We start from the raw sequence: 19,364 nt of genomic DNA, 5'->3' as shown, positions 1-19,364 counted from the left end.
GTTAGATACATGGATCTGTAACAGCAAGACGTTAAGTGGAAATAGAGAATATAACTTTAAAGTATGTTTGGGATTGGTTTATATAAGGATAGCAACAGACGGATGTTTTATCCGTCTGTTGAATATCAACTACTTCAATTCATCAACCAGTGTAATTGCACGGCCAATATAATTTGCCGGCGTCATGGCTTTCAGTCGTATTTTCTCTTCTTCCGGTAAATCCAGCCCATCGATAAAGGTTTTCATTCCTTCACCATCGACGCGTTTGCCACGGGTAAGTTCTTTGAGTTTTTCATAAGGCTTTTCGATACCATAGCGACGCATTACTGTCTGGATAGGTTCAGCAAGCACTTCCCAGTTTTGATCTAGCTCATCCAGTAGGTGTTGCTCATTGACTTCTAACTTATTTAAGCCTTTCATCGTAGCTTGATAAGCGATCAGAGCATATCCCAGGCCAACACCAAGGTTGCGTAATACGGTTGAATCAGTCAGATCTCGTTGCCAACGGGAAATCGGTAACTTGCTTGCCAGATGACTAAATACCGCATTTGCCAGCCCCAAATTGCCTTCCGAGTTTTCAAAATCAATTGGATTGACTTTGTGTGGCATAGTGGAAGAACCGATTTCACCGGCAACCGTTTTCTGTTTGAAATGGTTAAGTGCGATGTAACCCCAAATGTCACGGTCAAAATCGATCAGAATCGTGTTGAAACGGGCGATGGTATCGAACAATTCAGCAATATAATCATGGGGTTCGATTTGGGTCGTGTATGGATTCCATGTGATGCCAAGTGAAGTCACAAAAGTTTCACTAAACTGATGCCAATCAACCTGTGGGTAAGCGGCTATATGGGCATTATAGTTACCCACGGCGCCATTAATTTTGCCGAGTATTTCGGCTTGTTCCAGTTGACGATACTGGCGTTCCATTCGATGAGCAACATTGGCAAACTCTTTACCAACCGTGGAAGGTGTGGCGGGTTGGCCGTGAGTGCGAGATAACAGGGGTAAGTCTCGATATTCACTCGCCATTTTTTTGATGGTATCAATCATCTGGCGCCATTGGGGTAAAAGTACCTCTTCACGGGCTGTTTGTAGCATCAGCGCATAAGCTAGATTGTTAATATCTTCAGAAGTACAGGCAAAGTGAATAAACTCAGAAACTTGATGTAGTGCAGGAACATGCGCAACTTTCTCTTTCAGAAAATATTCCACTGCTTTGACATCGTGATTAGTGGTGCGTTCGATAGTTTTAATACGCATTGCATCCTGCTCATTGAAATTTGCGATAATTTCATTCAGGTAAGCGTTTGCGTCTGTATCAAAAGCGGGAACTTCTTTAATTTCAGCACATTCTGCCAGTTTTTGCAGCCAACGTACTTCAACCTGCACGCGGAATTTCAGTAAGCCAAACTCACTAAAAATGGTACGTAATGCGCTGACTTTATCGCCGTAACGGCCATCGATTGGAGAAACAGCAGTCAGTGAGGATAATTCCATTGGTAGCAACTCCCGGATTTTATTTAACAATGAGAAAGAATATCTTTCGCCTGTTGGATCAGGCGTTGACGAGAAAACATTAATTGCAAGCGACCACCGCCAACTTGTTGCCATAAGACCGCACAACGGACGCCAGCCAGTAGAATAGCCCGGACTTTCGCTTGTACAAGTGGATTGCGCAGAATATCAGGGGAACCAGTTACTTGGATTCGTGGGCCTAATGGGCTGATAACATCGACATAAATACCGGCCAGCGCATTGAACATCCCTTCTGACATGGGTTCGAAATATGCCTGTTGACGTTCTAGTAAACTGATACGGTTACCCAATGCATCGGAAGCTGCCTGATTTTTAATTAGCCGGCGCTCCAATGCTATCAGACTCAAGATATAGCGGGTGAGATCGGCAGAAATACCATTGTTAGAGCTATTAAACATCCCTAGCATTGCGTTCAGACCAATTTTCAGATTGCGTTCATGATTGCCGAACACATCTAAAACAGATGCCGGGTTGGTGTTTAAAATGCTATTAACCATAGTGGCAACAGCATCAGTATCACACTGGTTTTCATGAGAAAGTTGTTGTACCAAGCGACCTGACTGGCAAATTCCCGCCAGCGCTAGTGTAATGTTGTAATAATTCTTTGCCACAATTACTCCTGCAAACGTTGTTCGATCACTCCACCGCCAAGACAAATTTCACCCTGATAAAAGACGGCTGATTGGCCGGGGGTGACTGCGGCGACAGGGTTAGCAAAACGGACTTCTATTTTATCTTCGTTTATGGGGGTGACAGTGCAAGGAATATCTTGCTGACGATAACGTGTTTTGACGACGCAATGGATTTCTTCAGTTAATGTCTGTCTGTCAACCCAGTGAAGTTGCTGAGCAATAAGGCCGGTAGACATTAAACGGGGGTGTTCATGCCCCTGTGCCACGATCAGGATGTTGTTCTGAACGTCTTTATCTATGACATACCACGGCTCTTCGCTGCCTTCTTTCGTTCCACCGATTCCCAGACCTTTACGTTGACCCAGCGTGTGGTACATCAGCCCCTGATGTTCACCAAGGGATTCTCCATCTACTGTCATAATCGGGCCTGGTTTGGCTGGTAAATAACGGCCAAGGAAGTCACGGAATTTGCGCTCGCCAATAAAACAGATACCGGTGGAATCTTTTTTCTTTGCCGTCACCAGACCAATTTTTTCAGCAATACGACGGACCTCCGGTTTTTCCAGTTCACCGACCGGAAATAGGCTTTGAGCAATTTGCTGGTGGCTCAACGTGTATAAGAAGTAGCTTTGGTCTTTATTGTTATCTAGCCCACGTAATAATTGGTTTTTACCGTTAATATCTCTGCGGCGAACATAATGACCTGTTGCGATATAATCCGCGCCTAAATCCTCAGCAGCAAATTCCAGAAATGCTTTAAACTTAATTTCTTTGTTACATAGAATATCTGGGTTAGGTGTTCTGCCTGCTCTATATTCAGAAAGAAAATGTTCGAAAACATTATCCCAATATTCGGCAGCAAAGTTGACGGTATGAAGTTCGATGCCCAACTTATCGCAAACGGATTGGGCATCAGCCAGATCAGTCGCGGCTGAACAGTACTCTTCATCATCATCTTCTTCCCAATTCTTCATGAACAAGCCAGCCACTTGATAACCTTGCTGTTGTAGCAAATAGGCGGAAACGGAGGAATCTACACCGCCGGACATGCCGACAATGACTTTTTTCTGGCTGTTATCTGACATGGGAATCTCACTGGAGAAAAAAACAAGCGCCGTACTTTAACACGTTGCAAATCGGGGTGCATCAAACGTATCACTGTTTTGTTATTAAATAAACGGAGAAACATAACTATCCAGTAGGGTGACAGGATGCTTTTCGTTTTGCAGGTAACAGCGAATACTTTCTGCGACGAGTGGAGAACGAAGATAATGGCTACTGAATATTTGCTCTGCTGTAACCCAATGGCAACTGTCAATATCATGGTCTTGTGGATGGGTTACGGTTTGTTGTTCCATTTCAACCAGAAACAGAAAACGGATAAAGGGGGTGCCGTCTGGTGCAACCCACTGATGAACTTTCAGCAGTGCTTGCGGCTTAGCCTGAATACCGGCTTCTTCCCATAATTCGCGTTCCGCCGCTTGTAACAATGTTTCACCCGCTTCAAGATGACCAGCGGGTTGATTCCATACTGCTTTGCCATTAATTGTCTCTTCAACTACCAGGAATTTATTCTGGGCATGGACAACACAGGCAACTGTGATGTGGGGGCTAAACAAAATTGATCTCCTTCCATTCTCCGGGTTTCATCTTGCCTAATTGTAAGTTTCCCATACTAAAACGAATCAGCCGAAGTGTAGGAAAACCGATATGTGCTGTCATTCTGCGCACTTGACGATTTCGGCCTTCATAAAGTGTTATTTTTAACCAGCTTACCGGAATATTTTTACGTTCACGAATCGGTGGATGGCGATTCCAAAGCCATGTCGGTTCATGAACTAACTCGACACCTGCGGGTAGGGTAGGCCCATCTTTTAATATGATGCCATTGCGTAACTTATCGAGAGAGATTTCATCTGGAACGCCTTCAACTTGCACATAATAAACTTTGGCTGTTTTTTTATTCGGTTGGGTTAGCTGTGCTTGAAGTTTACCGTCATTCGTCAGAATTAATAATCCTTCACTGTCACGATCTAAACGCCCGGCAGCATACACATTAGGGAACGGGATAAAATCTTTTAACGTTGTTCTGCCCATTTCATCAGTGAATTGGGGTAAAACATCATAGGGTTTGTTAAATATCAACACTCGACGAGGTACTGTTGGTTTTTTGACAGAATGCGATATTTTTCTTTGGCTGAATCGGTTAAGTTTGTGTTTTTTAATAGCGAAATTTGTCATTATAGATCACTGAATAAAATGGAAGGGGTATTATACATTAGTCTGCTATCAATTGGCGTTCGCAGAATATTCAAGTAGTATTGACACGTCCCTTACAAAAAATTAACAAGGTATTACGCTTACTTGAAAGGAGAGGTTAATGGAAAGCAAAGTAGTTATTCCGGCGGAAGGTAAAAAAATAACAGTCGACGCTAAAGGTAAACTGGTTGTTCCGAATAACCCGGTCATCCCTTATATCGAAGGGGATGGGATTGGTGTCGATGTTACCCCTGCAATGTTGAAAGTTGTTGATGCAGCGGTTCAGAAAGCCTATCAGGGTGAGCGTAAAATTTCCTGGATGGAAATCTACACCGGTGAAAAATCGACTCATGTATACGGTAAAGATGTTTGGTTGCCGGATGAAACGTTGGATCTGATCCGTGAATATCGCGTCGCCATTAAAGGTCCTCTGACGACGCCGGTTGGTGGCGGTATTCGTTCTCTGAACGTAGCATTGCGCCAGCAATTAGATCTGTATGTTTGCCTTCGTCCTATTCGTTATTACCAGGGAACGCCAAGCCCGGTCAAACAACCTGAATTGACCGATATGGTTATTTTCCGTGAAAACGCGGAAGATATTTACGCCGGTATTGAATGGAAAGCGGGGTCTGCCGAAGCGGATAAAGTGATCAAATTCCTGCAAGAAGAGATGGGCGTAAATAAAATCCGTTTCCCACAGCAATGTGGTATCGGTGTGAAACCCTGTTCTGAAGAGGGCACTAAACGCTTAGTTCGTGCTGCCATCGAATACGCAATTGATAATGACCGTGAATCTGTCACTCTGGTTCACAAAGGCAACATTATGAAGTTCACCGAAGGTGCTTTCAAAGACTGGGGTTATCAGCTTGCTCGTGAAGAGTTCGGCGGTGAACTGTTGGATGGCGGTCCTTGGGTGAAAATTAAGAATCCGAAAAACGGTAAAGAGATCATTGTCAAAGATGTCATCGCAGATGCGTTTTTACAACAGATTCTGTTGCGCCCTGCTGAATATGATGTTATCGCCTGTATGAACCTGAATGGTGACTATATTTCTGATGCACTAGCTGCTCAGGTTGGTGGTATTGGTATCGCTCCGGGAGCAAACATCGGTGATGAATGTGCTCTGTTTGAAGCGACTCATGGTACAGCACCTAAATATGCCGGTCAGGATAAGGTGAATCCAGGTTCTGTGATTCTTTCCGCTGAAATGATGCTGCGTCACATGGGGTGGACAGAAGCCGCAGATCTGATCGTGAAAGGTATGGAAGGCGCGATCGCGGCGAAGACCGTGACTTATGATTTCGAACGTCTGATGGAAGGCGCTAAGCTGCTGAAATGCAGTGAATTTGGTGACGCGATTATTCAGCATATGTAATCTGTCATCTTACGAAAGCTTCACGGTAGTTAATGCTTCCGTGGGGTTTTCTAAATTTTGCCAGTGAGTGTATACCCTATGGATTTCAAGATGCATCGCGACGGCAAGGGAGAGAATCCCCGGGAGCATAGGTAACTATGTGACCGGGGTGAGCGAGTGCAGCCAACAAAGAGGCAACTTGAAAGATAACAGGTATATACTGAGATTAATATTCGTTCTGTCTAATAGGGAAAGGGAGTAAAAAATGAGTGGCTCAGATGATAAAAAAATAGAGTTTAACACGAGTGATGTACTGAATGCTCTCTTACATCGAGGGCAGAATATGCAACATCTTGCAACTCAGGAAAATGTTGATAATCTGCGCCGTGAGACCGAAGTTAACTTTGCATCACTTGATAAACGCTTTGAATCTATTGATAAGCAATTCGAATTAATAGATAGACGCTTTGAATCTATTGATAAACGCTTCGATGTTATGGATAAGCGTATTGAATCCATAGATAAACGTTTTGATAAACTTGAAGGTAAATTTGATCGACTTCAATGGTTTATTGTTGCTGCGGCGCTGGCGTTGCTATTCAAAGAATATATTTTTAAGGCGGCGGCTGTTATCCAGTAACTTGCAACCTCTTGCAAGTTACTGCTAACTCATTCTTCTATCCATTATTTCCTCCCTTTTTCATTGCCTTTTGCTAAGGTGTTTTCCAGCTCACACTGAAACGGTCTGAGCTGTGTTGAATTTCTTTGCTCTAATAACCAATTATGATGAAACCATATTTATGAATCATTTATGTTAATACACAGAAATTTGATTGATAACAATGTGTTGTTTTTGCCCCTTTTCTAATGAATGTTAGTAGAAACAGATCGAAATGTTTGGTCGAAATGAGATATGTATTTTTCTTTTTCATAAAGTGTTTGCAATCTTTGCTCAAGTTCATTAATCGATGCTTTAAGGAGTGGATGTTGTGTTTCAGGTAATAAGTCATTGAGTGGTGTCAAAACAAAGAAGCGCTTATGAAACCTCGGATGAGGAACAATCAGGTTCTCCGTAGATATAATCTTATCCCCGTATAAGAGTAAATCAAGATCCAGCGTTCGAGGCGCATTGACAAACGAGCGTTTCCTGCCGTTGAGAGTTTCAATACTTAGCAACTCGGTGAGCAAAACTACCGGTGGGAGCGATGTCTCAAAGACAACAACGGCATTCAAGTAGTCTGGCGCCCCTGTACTGTCAATCGGTGCTGTTTTATATATCGGACTAAATCGGAAGTTTGTACTTTCCCTCAATGCCAGCAAATAATTTTCTGCTGCTAACAAGTTGTAATAAGGCTGACTAAGATTACTTCCAATTGCCACTGCTGCTATGACTTTTTCGTGCTTCATATCATATTTACTCGCAAAAAATTAAATCACCTGACACTTATTCCATCATGAAACCGTATGTTGCTAGAGTGGAATTTTTATCTGGAAAGTATTGCACCGCCATCGATCCTGATGATGTGACCTGTAACATACTCTGAAATTGCAAGAAATCGTACCGCCTCAGCGATGTCTTTGCCATCACCAATTCGGCCAAGGGGGATTTTTTTCAAAGTAGTGAGTTTTTCGCTATCATCCAATTTATTACTCTTTTCAGGCCACATGATAGTTCCCGGAGCGACGCCATTCACCCGGATATTTGGGGCTAACTCTAAAGCGAGTGCTTCTGTGAGTAGTGCAAGGCCCGCTTTTGCAGCACAATAGACAGGATATCCTTTTAGAGGACGCTGAGCATTGATATCTACAATATTGACTATGTTCCCACGAACCTGATGCAGCCAAGGCATGGCAGTTTGGATCAGAAAAAACGGTATTTTTAGGTTAATATCGACCAAATCATTCCATTGGCTATGGGAAACAGATCCAATTTCTGTTGGGTAATAGGTTGAGGCATTATTGACTAATATATCCAATTGTCCCCATTCGCTTATTGTTGCATTTATGACGGGTTCACAATTGCGTAAATCACTCAAATCGGCTTGCACGGATATTGTAGAGTGGGCTCGTATCGAATTTAATTCCTGAACGAGTTCGTTGGCCTCTAATTGGGATGTATTACAGTGTGCCACTATATTGAATCCCTCAGCATGCAATGTTTTTGCGATAACAGCGCCTAATCTTCTGGCAGCCCCCGTGATCAGTGCAACTCGTCGCTTTCGCATTGATGTAGAATGTTCATTTTTCATATTGATTTTCCGTCATTAAAGTAGATCTCACGAATACAGATAAATTAAGTTTCCATATATTTGTGAACAATCATTTCATTGATTTTTACCCGATTCAAAAATGAAAGGCGTCTGGTATCATCAAGAATACGACGAGCTATACTCATTACCACATTATAAGCTTCTGATAACCAGTATTTTTCCTGCTCCATATCTCCACAGCTGATTGCTACGGTATAGTGGTTCATGTAGATCTCCTGTGTACGGAGAGCGGGTAGCCATCCCATGCGAATGAGCATATCAATAGCAGATTGGCTATATTTTTTGGCAGCGTCAAAGTCATTTCGGCTGAGGGAAATTTGTCCCATAAGCGATAAAGAAAGAATTTTGCTACGATATATTCCTGCTTGGTGTGCTTCAGAGATATTTTCCTGCAAGATTTCTTCGGCCAAGGAGATATTTTGTTTGGACGGACTACTTTCTCGTTGTAAAAGAAATTCTGCATAGTAATTTCTGACAAGCGTTATTAAAGGTAAGTTGCGAGCCAATCTGCTCTCTTTCCACCCTGTTATGAGGTGTTCACGTGCCTTGTCATATTTTCCCCACTCCATATAGACCTTGCCAAGGAGTGCACGATTATTCGCATTCCATGCGTGTGGCGTTTTCTCAGGGATGAAATATTCAAGGCTGCTGAGTAGAAGCGACTCAGCGGTTTCATAATCTCCTAGACTGATATGGACTTGTGCTAGGTAGTTGCAGAAGATGGAAATGTCGAATTTGATGCCGAGGTGCAGGCTTGACTCGTAAACTCTGGACAGATGTTTCATAGCTGCTTCGTAGTTTCCAAAATCGAACTCGCAAACTCCATGTATCGAAGAAATAAAATGGATATACCTTTGGTTTTCCAATGACAGTTCATGACTTATTGGACTTTGATGCAGGATATCGTGGGCTTGCCGGATCAATTCTCTCCCGTGCTTAAGGCTGATTTTCATGGTTTTGTGGCCTAATTCAGCTAATGCAAGGGCTTTGATATAGGGGGTACAACTGTTTTCAGCCAAAATGATTGCATCTTGTATCGCCAAGATTGCTGCTTGTGATGATTTTGTATTGGCGAGGTACTTTCCTTTGAGAACTTTCAGCTTAATATGCGTATCAAGTGATATTTTCTTAGTATAATAAGTTTCTGCCAAGGAGAATAGATCATGTCTTGTCCATTTCTCAGTGAAAGGGAGATGGCATTGTTGATTATAAATGTCATGTATAAACAGTAGCATATAAATACAATCTAGAGTGATTTCATCTTGCAGACAATACGGTTCATTTGCAGCCTTGAGCTGTGTGTAACAATATTTGGCGCAGTGTTCGAAATCTTGACGATTTAATGCTTCGTGTGCTAATCGGTGTAATTCTTGTGCTGGTATCATGCTTGATTACTCAATGGTTTCACAAGTATCTTTAAGTTTAAGCAGCGTAATACTGCTCTCCGAGCATGCTTTCCGAAGGACTGCTGTGAATGATCGAACTATGGATTTCACTGTTTTCTCTTGAAAGAGATCAACGTTATATACTAGCTTTGCACATATATTTTCATGCTCTACAGATATCCATAGCGTCATATCTAAAACTGTACCGTCAAAAGGTTCTCTGCCACGCCCTATATCTAAGTTCACGGGTATGATCTCGATGTTTCGTAAGGTCAATTTTGCGTTGGGAAGCATGATTAACATGACCTGAAAGATGCGTGATCGTACTTTGGGTTTTTCAGGAGGCGCGAGTGCATCGGCAATCGTGCCGAAAGGCCAATCAATATTATCCTTTGCATCCAGAGTGATTCGGCGTATCGATTCAGTCAGTAATGTGAATTCTTGTGTATCTTCAACGAATATGCGTGCAGCCCAATTGTTTGCAAAGAAACCGAGGTTGTTTCCATATTCCGGTTGTCTGTTGTCCGCCGCAGTGCCAATAACGACTTCTTGTTGGGATGAATAATGGGAAAGAACAATTGCCCAAGCTGACATAAGAATCGTATAGGGTGTGGCTCCTATATGGCGGCTGAATTCAAGGACACCAATCTCTTGTGGGATCTGAAACACTTCTGATGCGGAACATCTTGTTTGATAGATTTCTGATTGATTGCATATAGGGAGAGCGAGTAGGGAAGGTGCGCCTTCCATTTTATGTTTCCAGTAACTTATTTGACGTTTTACAGATACATCACGGATATATTGTTGTTGCCAGTTAGCATAGTGGCGATATTGTCGTTGTAGATCTTTTGGCAAAGCGACTGATTTGTCACCGTACGCATGGGCATAGAAAGTTGATAATTCGGCAGCGAGAATTCGAATAGACTCACCATCTGCAATCAAGTGATGTAGACAGAGTGTTAAAACCTGCTCGTCTGCTTTGAGAAGAATCAGGCTTACGTGAAACAGCCAGTCGCCTACATTCCAGATACATTGTGAATTACGTTGTAAGGCGGACATCAATTGTTCGTCTTGACCTTCTTTGGCTATTGCAGAAAGGTCAATTATCTCAATTGGCAGATCGGCATCTTCTTCAAAGTACCCAATAAATGAAGCGGTGGTCCAATCGAATCGACTACGAAGGATTTCGTGTCGTTTTGTTAGGTGATGTAGTGCTTGCCTTAATGCCTCTCTATCGAGATGACCAGTGAGCCGATAAGCGCGGAAAAGGTTATAGTCAGAGGGATCTCCATCAGCGCATAATTTGAGTAATCTCTCTTGTTGAAGAGAGAGTGTAGCGTAGTTATCCGGCGACGCAGGTAAAAGATCGTCAATGTTTTGTGGTGTTTCATCAATCAACTGTATAATTTGCTGGGTGAATTTTTGAAGGGTGGGGTTTTCGAAAAGCAATCGCAGAGGTACAGCAACGGCAATATGAGCCGCGACTTGCGATATCGTGTGGGCAGCCTTCATCGAGTCACCGCCGAGTTTGAAGAAATTGTCCGATGGATTCACTACTTGGCATTCAAGCTGTGATTGCCAAATATTGCTGATATCGTCAGCTAATTTTAAATTTGTCGGGGAAAGGATATATGCGTATTCGGATATATCTGGAGTGGGCAGATAACTTGAGCAATCACATCGTGTTCTACGAAAAGTTCTTCTGCTACATCCACCAGTAGATCGCTCAGCCCACCATAACCGAAGATTACAACGTCGACGTTTGTTGACAGAGGGCTTACAACGACCGCTGGGAATGGATCGTCAGAGGCATAGCTTGTGAACCCCAATGGAGCATTTCGAATGCTCTTGGTATAGAGGATTTTATTTTCAATAAGAAGGACAGGACCTTCCTCCTGTTTTGCAAGTGTTTTATAGACTATTGCCGGATCGATAAGATTGTTAATTGCCAGTATCGTCAGACCTGGTATTCCCATGAAATGCTTTTCCAGAGTTTGACTATGGGTAGGTCCGTAACCGCGGCCAGCGCCCATTGGTGTCCGGATCACTAATGGAACTTTCACCTGATCGTTGTACATGTCCCTGAACTTGGCTGCGTGATTCAATATTTGGTCAAACGCTAAAGTCAAGAAGTCGCCGAACATGATTTCCACAAAAGGACAATATCCATGCATGGCGAGCCCACATCCGATGCCGACAATAGCGCTTTCGGAAATGGGGGTATTTATGACTTGTCCGGGAAAGCTATCGGATAGGCCATCGGATATCTTAAATGCGCCGCCATAAGGCGCTTTCACGTCTTCTCCTATGAACAGGATATTTTTATCCAGTTCCATGATTTCCAAAAATGCCTTATTGATTGCACGGGATAGCCGAATCTTAGACCCTTGGCTGGGTAGAGGATGAAATGTGGAAGATCTCGATTGCAATTGTGTTTCAGCGCTGTAAAACGGTGATGAGCGAGCCTGTTTTGCCTTTCTTATTGCATCATTTACTCTTTCTTGAACTCCGGCGACTTCTGTCTCCAATTCAGCAGCATGCTCACGCAGAATGACATTGATGGGATCAATAGTATTAAAGTGTTCGATTTCATCTATGTTTCTTAGATCGTCTCCTTTGGAGTGAGCTTTGAGACGGTAAGCATCGATTTGTAGAAAAGCGGGGTGCCTTTGGTTTCTAGTATAATTTATCAGCTCTTCTGTCTCAGCTATCAGATGTTCCCAATTCCAAACATCAGATTTCGCATATCTCATTCCAAAAGCCTGTGCGCGTTTGCTTATGCTGCCTGATAATGTTTCTGATATATGAGTAGATTGTGCGTATTGATTGTTTTCTAACACGATCAATAGTGGTAGATCCCACTTTGCTGCGATATTTAATACTTCATATACGACACCCTCTCCGAGAGTGCCATCTCCGATAAACGCTATTGAGATGGAATTATCATGGCGTAACTTCTTGGCGAAAGCTGCCCCGGTTGCTACCGGTAAGATCCCGCCTTGAATCCCGTTAGAAAAAAATCCCTCTTTGCATAGATGTTGACTTCCTCCACGGCCTCCACACACGCCGGTTTCTTTTCCCATCACCTCTGCGATCAGTCCTGTAACATCGCCTGTCCGTGAAAGAAAGTGGCCGTGACATCTATGATTGGAGAATACCCAGTCATTTTTTTTCAGAAACTTGCATACTATTGCGCCTGTTAACTCTTGCCCAATGCATGTATGCACTGTTCCATGGAGCTCTCCAGTGGAATAAAGACGTAACAATGCTTCTTCCGTTTCTCGTATTAGTAGAGATGTCCGTAAGATATCGCTGTCCATATTCGTCAACCCTCATTCATCGTGATTCATTACTTTATAAGCGCTCATGAGTAGAATCGGATGTCACAACATTTCTTGAGTCATATTCAAACCGGCCCATTGCCTGTGAATAAGCTTTGAGTTCCTCAAACCGTTGACTGAGAAATGCGCTGCGTTCTTCTTCATGAATCGACTCGGCATTGCAATCTGTAAAACAATTGGGTGTTTCATAGAGTCTGATGTGATGAATTTTTAGGTTATCCCATTCATTAAAAAGAACCTCCATAGTGAGGAATATTTCTTTGGCAATATTCTCAACTGTTGGATTACAGTACTCCCCATGACGATTTAAGCTCATCAGTCGGAATTTACTGCGTGTAGCATGAACAGCGGATATGAAGTCTGCATCCTTGGGATTAAGAATTGAGGCGTGATCCAGAAACTCATCAATCCATGCGGCACCTATGCGCTTTATCTCTTTGAAATCTATCGCGTATCCAATTGGTTGCATCTGTTCAAATGAGAAAGTAAGTTCATACAGATAAGTGTGTCCGTGGATATTGAAGCATTTGACCCTTTCATTCATTACGCGATGAGCGGAATCAAAAGAGCCTTTGCGAGTAATATATTGAATTGTCATGCAATACCTCTAATCAATTCATAGAACTCTTGTTTTGCCGGTGAATCAGCTTCAGCGAATGCACCTGAAAACATTTGTGTCTTCATACGGCTTCTCTGGTGGCGTACACCTCTGCAACGTACACAATTATGCGATGCATCGACTAATACTGCGACGCCTTGGTTTCTTTCACATACTTGGTTTACAGCATTGTGGATTGCTGCTGTTAACCGTTCTTGTATGAGCCCACGTCTGCCGAAATGTTCGACTATTCGATTTAACTTTGACAAGCCAAGAACACGCCCGTATTGACTTGGCATATAGGCAACGTGAACATAGCCACTGATTGCTTGATGATGGTGAGAGCACATGGAATCGAGCGCTATCCAGCCGTCGAATACAATGCCATCGTAGTTATCTGCCGGAAATGTAGTGATGGGTCCCATTGGTTTGTATCGGCCTTTCCATAGGTCAAGAACATAAGCCTTTGCAACACGTCTCGGTGTGTCTTTTGAGTTAGGATCATTTTTCCAGTCAACGCCAAGAGCAGTCAGGAATTCTCCGAATGATATAGCAGCTTCATCTATAATAAGGTTAAGTTCTGTTTTGGTTAGAACCTCATTGGGTCCGTGTAATGTGCGCTTTTTTGCTAATTGCATGGATATTCCATCGGCAAATCCATGTGTGGCAACTTCCAAGTCTCCTGGTTCCACCGTCGGCATAGGCACCTCGTTATTGTAACTAAATGGTTCATTATGATCCGTTTGGAGAAACGCATATTTCCATTTAACGGATCGATATTTAACTTCTTACTATCTGAATTCTAAATAAAATAATGGTGGGTATCATGTCCTTTGCAGTCATCTTTAAGACCTTTTAGGTCTTAATCAGGTAAGCTGATATTGGTATCCTATTTTCTGGTTCCACTTAGTTATTGGTGAAATCGTGCATTCAGTCGGATCTGTTTGGCCGTTTTTTCGGTTTTTTATATGAATATTTAATAATTGGCTTTCTAGGGAATGGGTATAGTTAAGGGAAGAGTGAGCTTTATTTATTGTTATTGTAAATGTATTGACGTACAGTTTGGTAAATATTGATTAAATAAATTAATGAATTTAGGGGTATCTAGATAGCTAACTATTGAGCGGTTATTTCATGTTTACTCAAAGGAGGTTTTATGTAATTTGGCATTTATAATAATGGGAGATGTCACCCCTGATCTAACCTACGGGACAATACCAATTAAAGCTGAACGTATTTAGATGATCTGAAAGAACAAATTCAAATTAAAGAAGCGTTTAGAAAGAATAGGCATAAGTCTGTTTAGTGAAAGATTGAGGTTACATATATATGAAGTTACGACATTTACAGTGTTTTATAGTAGTAGCAGAAGAATTACATTTTGCTAGAGCTGCGGAACGCCTGCATATAGAACAATCACCGTTATCAAGAATAATCAAAAAATTGGAAGACGATCTTGGTACGATGTTATTCGTACGTACTACAAGGAATACCCGGCTCACACGTGCAGGGGAAATTTTACTGGAGCAAACTCCTCGCATCTTTTCAGTACTCGGTCAGGTTCGTGATAGTGTGAAAGCGGTTGCGGCCGGATTCCATAGTCAGCTTCGTATTGCGTTATCTGATGGCGTTACACCATCCAAATTAGCCGAGCTGTTAGCAAAATGTCGTGAGGACGAGCCGGAGACGGATATTCGTTTACACGAGGTACCTTTAGCTCAACACATGAATGGATTACGTGATAACCTTTTTGATGTGGGATTCGCTCAATCTACGATAGTGCGAGATGGCATCATCGCAATACCGGCTTGGTATGATTCGTTGGTGGCGGTTATTCCCGCTAGGCATCCGCTTTTGGCATATAAAGAATTGCAGCTGAATGAATTTTTGCGCTATTCACTGATTGTCTGTGGTCAGGAAACTCACGAGGGATTTCTGAAACAAGTTCTGTCTATATTCCAAAATGCAAAGTTAGTTCCATATATCTCCGAAAAGGTTGCCAGTTTTGATCTCTTGTTAACTTTAGTGGCTGCCGGGTATGGGATTGGTGTGGCAGGAGAGTCACAGATCAACTTGGCTCGGCATGGCGACGGCGACGTTGCTATAAGACCATTCGCTGGTGGTATTCCTAAACTGGTGACGTATATGCTTAGGCTTGACTCCCCGTTAACAGAAGAACTTGTACGGTTCAAAGAAAGGGTTGGAAATTTGTACCACAATGTTTATTGATCCTGGTAGGGGAAAAGGGCTTTAAAACTCTGCTAGTACTTAAAAGTGTAATTCGCAATTTTCTAAATTGGTAGGAATTGCGAACTTATGGCAAATATTTGGCTATTTTTTTCCAATAATCCGATGAGAGTTTTCATGCCAACCAAAGTAGGAGACTTAAGATTTCTATCTTGAGAAGGCGTTGGATGATTAGTTTGGTTTGATGAACGATAATACCCGTTATCTTTCAAGTTGCCTCTTTGTTGGCTGCACTCACTCACCCCAGTCACATAGTTATCTATGCTTCCGGGGATTCGCTCCCTTGCCGTCGCGATGCATCTTGAAATCCATAGGGGATATGAGAAGTTAAAACTGGATAGTTAATTTAATAGCGTGTAAAAATCTTTATTATTGGTATATTTAGGCAAAACCGCTAACGGGAGTTTGTTCTCCCGCTGGTTTTATAACTGTAAATAAAGTAATTACTGTATAATATTTGAAATATTATTATTTAGTTATTGTTTTTCCTTGTTAAGAATTTTTTCATATTCCTCCCAAACGACAGATAATGGTGAACTTAAACAACAAATGGATATTGAACCTCCTGATGGAGGGTGATATTCATATTTAGACCTCCCACGATAGACTCTTATAGGTAAATTGTTATCAGTGGGATTCTTCCTTTTTCTTCTTAACATCATTCATAACCTCAACGTATATTGTTTAAATTATGCATTTAGAATAAAAGTGAGATATTTATACAATATTAACTTCATAAACATATTTTTTTTGTAAAAGATAACAAATGAAAATATTAGCAGTAGATAATAAAAGATCCAGTTTTATGTTGCATATGAGAGAAGTTTTTTCATATTTTTCACAATATAGTTTTAATATAAAATAATATTTTAATGTAATTAAAACATAATGTTAATATAATGTAAAGTAAAAGTTGGTTTTAACTATGTATCGTTGGGGTAAGCCTGTTGTTTTTATAGTCTAATGAGATGGCGATTGATCATGTCACTGTGTTGAGAGGATTTTGATGTTTATACCCGTTATTTTTCAAGTTGCCTCTTTGTTGGCTGCACTTGGTCACTCCGGTCACATCGTTCGCTATGCTCCAGGGGATTTTTCCCTTGCCGTCGCGATGCATCTTGAAATCCATAGGGTATAGGTGTGATTTGGGTTTGCAGTGTACCCGATTTTACTTAGAATTCTGTTGCTCATTCAGCAAATTTTCTACAAATTTTGTTAAAGGTTTGGTCTATCTGGCAGGTAATCAAAGTACTGTTCGATCTTTTGTAAAAAAGGATCTTATTATCTCGGCTTTATTGTTGTTTTATTTTAATCCGATTGTGGAAATATTAGACAATCATCTTATAGAGAATAGAATAATGGGAACGATTAGATATATATTTGAATATATTCAGAGAATAGATAAATAAGCGGAAATGTATTCGTTATAATCAAATAAAGAAGTAGTGAACATTCGTTAAAAACTTTTTAATATTAATGATAACTTAACACAAATAGCTGAGGGAAAAATATCATTTGTTCTTGTGATTGAGGAAGCCTACAGATAAATGTCAGATATAGGTTGAGATGTTTATTCGTTATGTTATTTATTGGGGTGATATTTTCTACATTGAGTATATGTGTTGGTATTTCATAGTGATCCGATAAGAGAGTTTTTTTATCTTTTTGATTTTTAATGTTTTATGTGATAAATGTCACTATGCGAAATTTCCTAAATTAATGATGATTTTTTTGTTAAAGCTGATAATCTGCTCACAAAATTAATCACAATATCTTATTTTTGAATTTTTTTTCTTGATATTAATAGGTTGTTGATTTAATTAACAAGCGGTTCATTGGTAGAACTTCTTTTACTTGTGTGAGGGCTAGAGTAACGGGTTTCATATATGCAGTTGTTATGAGTCACAGCTTGTTGTGAATCACTGATAGGAGGCATAGCCAAAAGTGTATGAAGTGACTGACGGGCAATAGTCGATTGAATGACATATCTATTAACTATCAGTCAAAAACAGTACACCAAACATTCATTTAATCTGATGGATAATGTAAAAAGGTCAGTAAACATTACACATTAATTTCAAACTTGTGTTACATTCATAGCGTTTTTCTGACCAGTATCTCTGTGTTCTTTTATACAGCATTGTGTTACTTGTTAATTATAAAGGCATATTAAGCGCAATGAATTCTGCCGGATACGATTTTATGGTCAGACTGGGTTTACTAATTTAAGGGGAAAAATATCTTGACGGAACTAATTAGCTTTTTTAACAGTATCCTTTGGGGCTCCGTATTGATTTATCTTCTTCTTGGGGCTGGTATTTACTTCACTATATGCACAGGTTTTATACAGATCCGTCATTTTGGGCACATGTTTTCAGTATTGAAAAACAGTAAAAAATCTGACAGTGCAGGTATTTCATCATTCCAGGCTCTGTGTACCAGCTTAGCAGCACGGGTTGGTACCGGTAACCTTACTGGTGTGGCAATCGCCTTAACGGCTGGTGGGCCTGGCGCCATTTTTTGGATGTGGATGGTTGCTCTGATTGGAATGGCAACCTCTTTTATTGAGAGTACACTTGCCCAGCTGTACAAGACAAAAGACGATAAGGGGAATTACCGCGGTGGTCCGGCCTACTATATGGAAAAGGGGCTTGGAGTACGCTGGATGGGCGTTATGTTCTCCATATTTCTGATTATTGCTTTTGGTCTGGTATTTAATGCTGTTCAGGCAAATTCCATTGTTCAGGCTGCTGCTTTTGCATTTAATTTTGATCCTTTGTATGTCGGCATCGGTTTGGTGATCCTTAGCGGGGCCATTATTTTTGGTGGCTTGCGCTCTATTGCTCGGGTTGCAGAATTAGTTGTCCCTTTTATGGCGATAGCTTATCTGATTTTGGCGTTCTGGGTCGTCGGGCATAACTTTGAACGAATGCCGGAAGTGTTTGCATTGATTTTCAAAAGCGCATTTGGTTTGCAGGAAGCAGTTGCAGGAACCGTTGGTTATGGTGTTGCACAGGCGATGACACAAGGTGTTCAACGCGGGTTGTTTTCAAATGAAGCCGGGATGGGGTCAGCACCCAATGCTGCTGCTTCTGCTTCTCCATATCCTCCTCATCCAGCATCTCAGGGTTATGTGCAAATGCTAGGTGTTTTTATGGATACTCTGGTTATCTGTAGCGCTACTGCTGTTATCATCCTGTCATCGGGTGTGCTTGATGGCAATATTTCAGGAATAAGTGGGATAGAATTGACTCAGCGGGCATTGTCTTCCGCTGTCGGTGATTGGGGATCTGAATTTATTGCACTGGCTATCTTCTTTTTCGCATTCACATCAATCATTGCGAATTATGCTTATGCTGAAAGCAATATCGTATTCCTTGAACGTAATCATACTGCGGGCTTGATGATCTTACGTCTGGCGGCATTGGGTATGGTGATGTTTGGTGCGTTGGCTGAATTGCCTTTAGTTTGGAAAATGGCTGATTTGTCTATGGCATTGATGGCAATTACCAATCTGACCGCTATCTTGTTGCTTTCTGGCGTCGCATTTAAACTCGCAAAAGATTACAACCAACAGAGACGTGTCGGTAAGTTACCGACATTTGATATTAATCAGTATCCTGAAATTCAGAAAAAGGTCGAAGTTGGTATTTGGGAAGAAACGGCAAATCTTGCCAAATCGAACCAAGCGGCTGGTCACAAGTGAAATGCTAGAACAAAGTATGGTTAGTACGATTTA

Annotated in this window: 19 protein-coding genes; 5 read left to right on the top strand and 14 right to left on the bottom strand. The window is 41.4% G+C overall.

Going from position 1 to position 19,364, the window contains the following annotated elements:
• Positions 1-129: 129 nt before the first annotated feature.
• The 5 genes from purB to rluE form a co-directional block, all read right to left on the bottom strand.
• Entirely contained in the window at positions 130-1,500 is a 1,371-nt protein-coding gene (purB, locus tag AAC155_RS03905) for an adenylosuccinate lyase (RefSeq protein WP_113041100.1), read from the bottom strand.
• Between the two features lie 23 nt (positions 1,501-1,523).
• A complete protein-coding gene (gene hflD / locus AAC155_RS03900) occupies positions 1,524-2,150 on the bottom strand; it encodes a high frequency lysogenization protein HflD (protein WP_112894185.1) in 627 nt (208 codons plus the stop codon).
• Positions 2,151-2,152: 2 nt separating this feature from the next.
• Positions 2,153-3,256: a tRNA 2-thiouridine(34) synthase MnmA gene (gene mnmA, locus AAC155_RS03895; protein WP_113041099.1), complete on the bottom strand. Its 1,104-nt coding sequence runs from the start codon at positions 3,254-3,256 to the stop codon at positions 2,153-2,155.
• Between the two features lie 84 nt (positions 3,257-3,340).
• Entirely contained in the window at positions 3,341-3,790 is a 450-nt protein-coding gene (locus AAC155_RS03890) for an NUDIX domain-containing protein (RefSeq protein ID WP_113041098.1), read from the bottom strand.
• A complete protein-coding gene (gene rluE / locus AAC155_RS03885) occupies positions 3,783-4,412 on the bottom strand; it encodes a 23S rRNA pseudouridine(2457) synthase RluE (RefSeq protein ID WP_113041097.1) in 630 nt (209 codons plus the stop codon). The genes AAC155_RS03890 and rluE overlap by 8 nt, the downstream gene beginning before the upstream one ends.
• Positions 4,413-4,551: 139 nt before the next feature.
• On the opposite strand from rluE, the gene icd reads away from it, so the two are divergent.
• From icd to AAC155_RS03870, 3 genes are all read left to right on the top strand, one after another.
• Complete coding sequence (gene icd / locus AAC155_RS03880; protein WP_113041096.1) at positions 4,552-5,805, top strand: NADP-dependent isocitrate dehydrogenase; 1,254 nt, start codon at positions 4,552-4,554, stop codon at positions 5,803-5,805.
• Positions 5,806-5,872: 67 nt separating this feature from the next.
• Complete coding sequence (locus tag AAC155_RS03875) at positions 5,873-6,046, top strand: hypothetical protein (protein WP_158536481.1); 174 nt, start codon at positions 5,873-5,875, stop codon at positions 6,044-6,046.
• A 3-nt stretch (positions 6,047-6,049) separates the two neighbouring features.
• On the top strand, positions 6,050-6,424 hold the full coding sequence (locus tag AAC155_RS03870) for a hypothetical protein (RefSeq protein WP_113041095.1): 375 nt from the start codon (positions 6,050-6,052) through the stop codon (positions 6,422-6,424).
• A 224-nt stretch (positions 6,425-6,648) separates the two neighbouring features.
• Here the strand turns inward: AAC155_RS03870 and folK are convergent, their stop codons facing one another.
• The 7 genes from folK to folE all read right to left on the bottom strand — a co-directional run bounded on the left by folK (position 6,649) and on the right by folE (position 14,079).
• Positions 6,649-7,191 (bottom strand): 2-amino-4-hydroxy-6-hydroxymethyldihydropteridine diphosphokinase, encoded by a 543-nt coding sequence (gene folK, locus AAC155_RS03865; RefSeq protein WP_113041094.1) that lies wholly within the window; start codon positions 7,189-7,191, stop codon positions 6,649-6,651.
• A gap of 77 nt (positions 7,192-7,268) precedes the next feature.
• Positions 7,269-8,033 carry a pteridine reductase gene (locus AAC155_RS03860; RefSeq protein ID WP_205068526.1) on the bottom strand — a complete coding sequence of 255 codons (765 nt, stop codon included), beginning with the start codon at positions 8,031-8,033 and terminating at the stop codon, positions 7,269-7,271.
• A gap of 44 nt (positions 8,034-8,077) precedes the next feature.
• The gene (locus tag AAC155_RS03855; RefSeq protein WP_113041093.1) at positions 8,078-9,439 is read right to left on the bottom strand and encodes a tetratricopeptide repeat protein; all 1,362 of its coding nucleotides are present in this window, start codon (positions 9,437-9,439) and stop codon (positions 8,078-8,080) included.
• A 6-nt stretch (positions 9,440-9,445) separates the two neighbouring features.
• Entirely contained in the window at positions 9,446-11,023 is a 1,578-nt protein-coding gene (locus tag AAC155_RS03850) for a condensation domain-containing protein (RefSeq protein ID WP_262977855.1), read from the bottom strand.
• Positions 11,024-11,046: 23 nt separating this feature from the next.
• Positions 11,047-12,759, bottom strand: coding sequence for a dehydrogenase E1 component subunit alpha/beta (locus tag AAC155_RS03845; protein ID WP_229015643.1), 1,713 nt, complete (start codon positions 12,757-12,759; stop codon positions 11,047-11,049).
• 34 nt (positions 12,760-12,793) lie between these two features.
• Positions 12,794-13,378, bottom strand: coding sequence for a 6-carboxytetrahydropterin synthase (locus tag AAC155_RS03840; RefSeq protein ID WP_011147014.1), 585 nt, complete (start codon positions 13,376-13,378; stop codon positions 12,794-12,796).
• Positions 13,375-14,079 (bottom strand): GTP cyclohydrolase I, encoded by a 705-nt coding sequence (gene folE / locus AAC155_RS03835; RefSeq protein WP_113041091.1) that lies wholly within the window; start codon positions 14,077-14,079, stop codon positions 13,375-13,377. Before folE ends, AAC155_RS03840 begins: the two co-directional genes overlap by 4 nt.
• 628 nt (positions 14,080-14,707) lie before the next feature.
• On the opposite strand from folE, the gene AAC155_RS03830 reads away from it, so the two are divergent.
• On the top strand, positions 14,708-15,607 hold the full coding sequence (locus AAC155_RS03830) for a LysR family transcriptional regulator (protein ID WP_113041090.1): 900 nt from the start codon (positions 14,708-14,710) through the stop codon (positions 15,605-15,607).
• 62 nt (positions 15,608-15,669) lie between these two features.
• Here the strand turns inward: AAC155_RS03830 and AAC155_RS03825 are convergent, their stop codons facing one another.
• Positions 15,670-15,876: a hypothetical protein gene (locus tag AAC155_RS03825; RefSeq protein ID WP_146748049.1), complete on the bottom strand. Its 207-nt coding sequence runs from the start codon at positions 15,874-15,876 to the stop codon at positions 15,670-15,672.
• 728 nt (positions 15,877-16,604) lie between these two features.
• On the bottom strand, positions 16,605-16,742 hold the full coding sequence (locus AAC155_RS03820; RefSeq protein ID WP_158536480.1) for a hypothetical protein: 138 nt from the start codon (positions 16,740-16,742) through the stop codon (positions 16,605-16,607).
• A 1,125-nt stretch (positions 16,743-17,867) separates the two neighbouring features.
• Between AAC155_RS03820 and AAC155_RS03815 the strand changes: the two genes are divergently transcribed.
• Positions 17,868-19,331, top strand: a complete 1,464-nt coding sequence (locus AAC155_RS03815; protein WP_113041089.1) for an alanine/glycine:cation symporter family protein — start codon at positions 17,868-17,870, stop codon at positions 19,329-19,331.
• Positions 19,332-19,364: the final 33 nt, after the last annotated feature.

This window comes from Photorhabdus sp. HUG-39 (assembly GCF_963878365.1).
Taxonomy (GTDB): Bacteria; Pseudomonadota; Gammaproteobacteria; order Enterobacterales; family Enterobacteriaceae; genus Photorhabdus; species Photorhabdus kayaii.
This window is presented reverse-complemented; position numbering and strand designations above follow the sequence as displayed.